This is a genomic window from Bradyrhizobium sp. PRIMUS42 (assembly GCF_023006515.1).
GTDB lineage: Bacteria > Pseudomonadota > Alphaproteobacteria > Rhizobiales > Xanthobacteraceae > Bradyrhizobium.
Map to the genome: position 1 here is coordinate 1 of NZ_JALBGZ010000454.1, position 5,314 is coordinate 5,314.

Annotated in this window: 4 protein-coding genes and 2 pseudogenes; 4 read left to right on the forward strand and 2 right to left on the reverse strand. The window is 64.6% G+C overall.

The genetic code is table 11. The features are described 5' to 3' along the window. A pseudogene (locus MOV75_RS26390) lies at positions 1–165 on the forward strand (thiamine-phosphate kinase); the annotation flags it as partial. A 234-nt stretch (positions 166–399) separates the two neighbouring features. Beyond that, positions 400–2,520 carry a sodium-translocating pyrophosphatase gene (locus MOV75_RS26395; protein ID WP_246930420.1) on the forward strand — a complete coding sequence of 707 codons (2,121 nt, stop codon included), beginning with the start codon at positions 400–402 and terminating at the stop codon, positions 2,518–2,520. A 297-nt stretch (positions 2,521–2,817) separates the two neighbouring features. Here MOV75_RS26395 and MOV75_RS26400 read toward each other — a convergent pair whose 3' ends face one another. Both MOV75_RS26400 and MOV75_RS26405 read right to left on the reverse strand, forming a co-directional pair. Then, complete coding sequence (locus MOV75_RS26400) at positions 2,818–3,831, reverse strand: tripartite tricarboxylate transporter substrate binding protein (protein ID WP_246930418.1); 1,014 nt, start codon at positions 3,829–3,831, stop codon at positions 2,818–2,820. Positions 3,832–4,043: 212 nt separating this feature from the next. After that, positions 4,044–4,529: an outer membrane protein assembly factor BamE gene (locus tag MOV75_RS26405; protein ID WP_246930416.1), complete on the reverse strand. Its 486-nt coding sequence runs from the start codon at positions 4,527–4,529 to the stop codon at positions 4,044–4,046. A gap of 98 nt (positions 4,530–4,627) precedes the next feature. Between MOV75_RS26405 and MOV75_RS26410 the strand changes: the two genes are divergently transcribed. Together MOV75_RS26410 and MOV75_RS26415 are read left to right on the forward strand one after the other, a co-directional pair. Continuing rightward, entirely contained in the window at positions 4,628–5,179 is a 552-nt protein-coding gene (locus tag MOV75_RS26410; RefSeq protein WP_246930414.1) for a ubiquinol-cytochrome C chaperone family protein, read from the forward strand. Next, positions 5,176–5,314: pseudogene (locus MOV75_RS26415) on the forward strand (DUF177 domain-containing protein); the annotation flags it as partial. The gene MOV75_RS26410 and the pseudogene MOV75_RS26415, both read left to right, overlap by 4 nt.

Below are 5,314 nucleotides of genomic sequence, written 5' to 3' on the forward strand. Positions count from 1 at the left end.
ACCGTCCCGCCGGCGCAGGCCGATGCACTGATTGCCGCTGGGCGGGCGGCCGGCCTTGCCGTCACGGCGATCGGCACCATCGTCGCGGGGAAGGAGAGGCCGCGCTTCCTGGACGGGCAGGGCCAGGAATTGGCCCTGACGAGGCTGTCCTACAGCCACTTCTAGGAATTGCTCCAAACCGGCATGTTAGTTCTCGGGACTTGCCCTAAATACTTGCCGAGATCGGCTTTTTCGGCCTCATCCGGCGTTGCACCCTCAATTTGATTTTGGCAAGCTTGCGGCTGACTAAGGCCGTCCCTTTTGGGCAAGGGGCGGCTTTGTTCGAAATCAAGGCGCCGCACCGCACGACGGACAACAAAAGGCGCCGGGGGTACATCAAGGATCTGAGGCAAACATCACATGACAGCATTATGGTTGATTGTGCTCTGCGGAGCGCTTTCCGTCGTCTACGCGATTTGGGCGACGTCTTCGGTGTTAAGCGCGGATGCGGGGTCGCCGCGCATGCAGGAGATCGCAGGAGCGGTCGCTGAGGGTGCACAGGCCTACCTGCGGCGCCAATACACCACGATCGGTATCGTCGGCATCGTCATCTTCGTGCTGCTTGCCTATTTCCTCGGGCTTTATGTCGCGATCGGTTTTGCCATCGGCGCTATCCTGTCCGGCGCCGCGGGCTTCATCGGCATGAACGTCTCGGTCCGCGCCAATGTGCGCACCGCCCAGGCCGCGACGACGTCGCTGGCCGGCGGCCTCGAGCTCGCCTTCAAGGCGGGCGCCATCACCGGCATGCTGGTGGCGGGTCTCGCGCTGCTCGGCGTGACGCTCTATTTCGGCTTCCTGGTCCATTCGCTGAAGCTGGCGCCCGATAGCCGCACCGTGGTCGACGCCATGGTGGCGCTCGGCTTCGGCGCCTCGCTGATCTCGATCTTCGCCCGTCTCGGCGGCGGCATCTTCACCAAGGGTGCGGACGTCGGCGGCGACCTCGTCGGCAAGGTCGAGGCCGGCATCCCCGAGGACGATCCGCGCAACCCCGCGACCATCGCCGACAACGTCGGCGACAACGTGGGGGACTGCGCCGGCATGGCCGCCGACCTGTTCGAGACCTATGCGGTGACCGCGGTCGCCACCATGGTGCTCGCGGCGATCTTCTTCGCCAAGACGTCGATCCTCGCCAACATGATGACGCTGCCGCTCGCGATCGGCGGCATCTGCATCATCACCTCGATCATCGGCACCTTCTTCGTCAAGCTGGGGCCGAGCCAGTCGATCATGGGCGCGCTCTACAAGGGCCTGATCGCAACCGGCATCCTGTCGCTGGTCGGCATCGCGTTGGTGATCTACTACCTGATCGGCTTCGGCAAGCTCGAGGGCGTCGATTACACCGGCATGGCGCTGTTCGAATGCGGCGTGGTCGGCCTCGTCGTCACCGCTCTTATCATCTGGATCACCGAATACTACACCGGCACGGACTATCGTCCGGTGAAGTCGATCGCCCAGGCCTCGGTGACCGGTCACGGCACCAACGTGATCCAGGGGCTTGCCGTCTCGATGGAGGCGACCGCGCTGCCCGCGATCGTGATCATCGCCGGCATTCTGGTCACCTTCAGCCTCGCCGGCCTGTTCGGCATCGCGATCGCGACCGCCACCATGCTGGCGCTGGCCGGCATGGTCGTCGCGCTCGACGCGTTCGGCCCCGTCACCGACAATGCCGGCGGCATTGCCGAAATGGCGGGCCTGCCGAAGGAGGTGCGCAAGTCGACCGACGCGCTCGACGCGGTCGGCAACACCACCAAGGCGGTGACGAAAGGCTACGCGATCGGCTCCGCCGGTCTCGGTGCCCTCGTGCTGTTCGCGGCCTACAACCAGGACCTCAAGTTCTTCGTTGCGGACAGCGCGCATCATCCCTACTTCGCCGGCGTCAATCCGGACTTCTCGCTAAACAATCCCTACGTGGTTGTCGGCCTGCTGTTCGGCGGCCTGTTGCCGTATCTGTTCGGCGCGATGGGCATGACCGCGGTGGGACGTGCGGCAAGCGCGATCGTCGAGGAGGTGCGGCGCCAGTTCCGCGAGAAGCCCGGCATCATGCAGGGCACCGACAAGCCTGATTACGGCAAGGCGGTGGACCTGCTGACCAAGGCGGCGATCAAGGAGATGATCATCCCCTCGCTGCTGCCGGTGCTGTCCCCGATCGTGGTCTACTTCCTGATCTACGCGATCGCGGGTGGCGGCGTGGCCGGCAAGTCGGCGGCGTTCTCCGCGGTGGGCGCAATGCTGCTCGGCGTGATCGTGACGGGCCTGTTCGTTGCGATCTCCATGACCTCGGGCGGCGGTGCCTGGGACAACGCCAAGAAGTACATCGAGGACGGTCATTTCGGCGGCAAGGGCTCTGATGCCCACAAGGCGGCCGTGACCGGCGACACCGTCGGCGATCCCTACAAGGATACGGCCGGCCCCGCGGTGAACCCGATGATCAAGATCACCAACATCGTGGCCTTGCTGCTGCTGGCGATCCTGGCGCACTGAGCGGCAGAGGCGAACCAAGACAAAACCCCGCGGCGCGAGCCGCGGGGTTTTTGTTTGATGGACTGCACCCTCTCACCGCGTCATTGCGAGGAGCTCTTGCGACGAAGCAATCCAGGGTCTTTCCGCGGTGGCAGGCTGGATTGCTTCGCTACGCTCGCAATGACGGAGATGAGACCTAATGCACGTCCATCCGCGGATAGCGCGTAGGGCGGATTAGCGAAGCGTAATCCGCCACACTCGAACAGAAGAAGGCGGATTACGCTTTCGCTAATCCGCCCTACAGATCGCGGCCATGCGTCACTGCACGTCCATCTGCAGGCCTTCCTTCTGGATGATGCCGGCGAACTTCTTCGTCTCGGCGTCCACGAAGGCGGCGAATTGCTGCGGCGTGCCGTAGTCGGCGCGGGCGCCCATGGCGGTGATCTGCTTCTTGATGTCGTCGCGCTCCAGCATCGCCTTGACCTGAAGATTGAGCGCGTTGAGCACCTCAGGCGAGACGCCCTTCGGCAGGAAAACCGAGAACCACGACGAGACGTCGAAACTCGCCAGCTCCGGCGCGCTCTCGCGCATGGTCGGCAGGTTCGGCGCGAGCTCGCTGCGCTCGGTGGTGGTGACGCAAAGACCGTTGAGCGTGCCGCTCTGCACCTGCGGCAGGCTCGGATAGAGATTGTCGAACAGGATCTGGATGTCGCCGGCGAGCGCGGCCTGAAGCGCCGGGCCTGCGCCGCGGAACGGAATGTGGGTCATCTTCAGCCCGGTGAGCTGGAGAAACCAGGCGCCGGTGAGGTGAGGGCTCTGGCCGACGCCGGAGGAGGCGTAGCTGAGCTTGTCCGGATTGGCCTTGAGATAGGCGATCAGCTCGGCGATCGACTTGATGCCGGTCTTCGGATGCGCGGAGACGATGTTCGGAATCCGGATCATGTTGGTAACCGGCTGAAGCTGGTCCGGCTTGTAGGTAAGATTCTTGAAGATGCTGTAGGCGATCGCGTTCGGACCGGGATTGCCGACCAGGATGGTGTGGCCGTCGGGCTTGGCGCGGACCACCTCGGCGGTGCCGATGGTGCCGCCGCCGCCCGAGCGGTTTTCCACGACGGCGGACTGGCCCCAGGCGGTTTGCAGATGAGCGGCCAGGAGCCGGCCCATCACGTCGGTCGAGCCGCCGGCCGCGGCCGGCACGACGAGACGAACATTCTCGGTGGGCTTCCAGTCCGCAAGGCTCGAACGCGGCAGGATCGCTGCGGCCGAAAGGCCGGCAGCACCGGTGAGCACGCGACGACGGGACAACAAAGTGTTCTGAAGTTTCTTGGACACGAATCCACTCCCAGCTTCTTGCTTTGGCGGGAGCGTAGGGAACCTCACTTGTGACGGCAAGTCGCACGCCACGGCAAAGGCCGCGCGAAGGGCGGCACGACGCCGCAGGCTAGAGCCATTTACCTTGCGGTGGAATTGGAACGGGCTCTAGCCTCTTGTTTGACGCGCTTCTTGACGCGAACCGATGTCCACCTTCGCTCGAAAGGTTCTGCTCAGTTGAAGCTGAGCAGCTTGAACAGCGGCGTGAGGTAGCTCATCTCCTGCCCCGACGTCGGCGTGGTGCGGCTGATGAAGTCGAAGATCTTGCCGTCCTGCAGGCCGTAATTCGCAAGCCGCCGGACGCGCCGGTTCTTGTCGAAATAGATCGCGATGACGCGCTGGTCGACCACCTTCTGGTTCATGAAGGCGACCATGCGCTCCGAGCGCTGCGAAATGTAATAGAACACTTCGCCGTCGAGGGTGGCGACCGTCGAGGGGGTGCCCATCACGATCAGCACCTGATCCTGGCTCGCGCCGATCGGGATCTGCTCGAGCGCGCCGGGCGGCAGGATGTAACCCTTCTGAAACTGCTCACCGGTGCAGCCCGCGAGCGCCGCACCGATCAGGGTGACGGCCGCGAGCATGCGTAAGCCGCGCCAGCGTGCATGAAGGCCGCGCCGCTTGCCTGCGCGCAGGCTGGTCTGGTTCGTTGTCGTCATAGCGGAACTGATTCCGTCCCCTTGCGTCGCGCGAGGCGCTGAAGTACCGGGCTGAGGCTCTGAATGCAACTCGCGCGCGCCCGCTTGCGGAAACCACAATGCTTTGGCCGTTCAATCACTTCAGGAAACCCCGGCTAACCCCGTCGGGCACCATTGAAGCCATCTATGGCATGATCGTGACGCAGGCGCGAGAACCCATATTTTACCGCGACTTGGGCGTGCCCGATACGGTTAACGGGCGTTTCGACCTGTTGCTGCTGCATCTGTGGCTGCTGCTGCGCCGCCTGCGCACCGTCCACGGCGCCACCGAGCTGTCCCAGGCGCTGTTCGACCGATTCTGCGAGGATATGGACGACAATTTGCGCGAGATGGGGGTGGGCGACCAGACGGTGCCGAAGCGGATGCGGGCTTTCGGCGAAGCGTTTTACGGCCGGGTTCAGGCCTATGACCAGGCGATGGAGGCCGGCGGCGAGGCACTGGCAGAGGCGATCTGCAAGAATATCTTGAACGGGACCGGCCTGGACCGGGCGCAGCGGCTTGCCGCCTATGCCCGGGCCAGCGAGGCCGATCTCGGCCGCGCCGGCGAGGCTGCGTTGCTCCGCGCCTCCTTCAGGTTTCCTCCAGCTACCCCCGAGGATGTCACGCCATGAGCCGACCGAATGCCGAATCCCGGCCCGATCCCTGGCGGTCCCCCGTCATCGCCGCGCAGATCCCCGACACGGGCCTGCATCGCAAGCTCGAGGCCTCGGCCGCCGAGCGGCAGGCCATTGCCGAGGTCGGCGGCT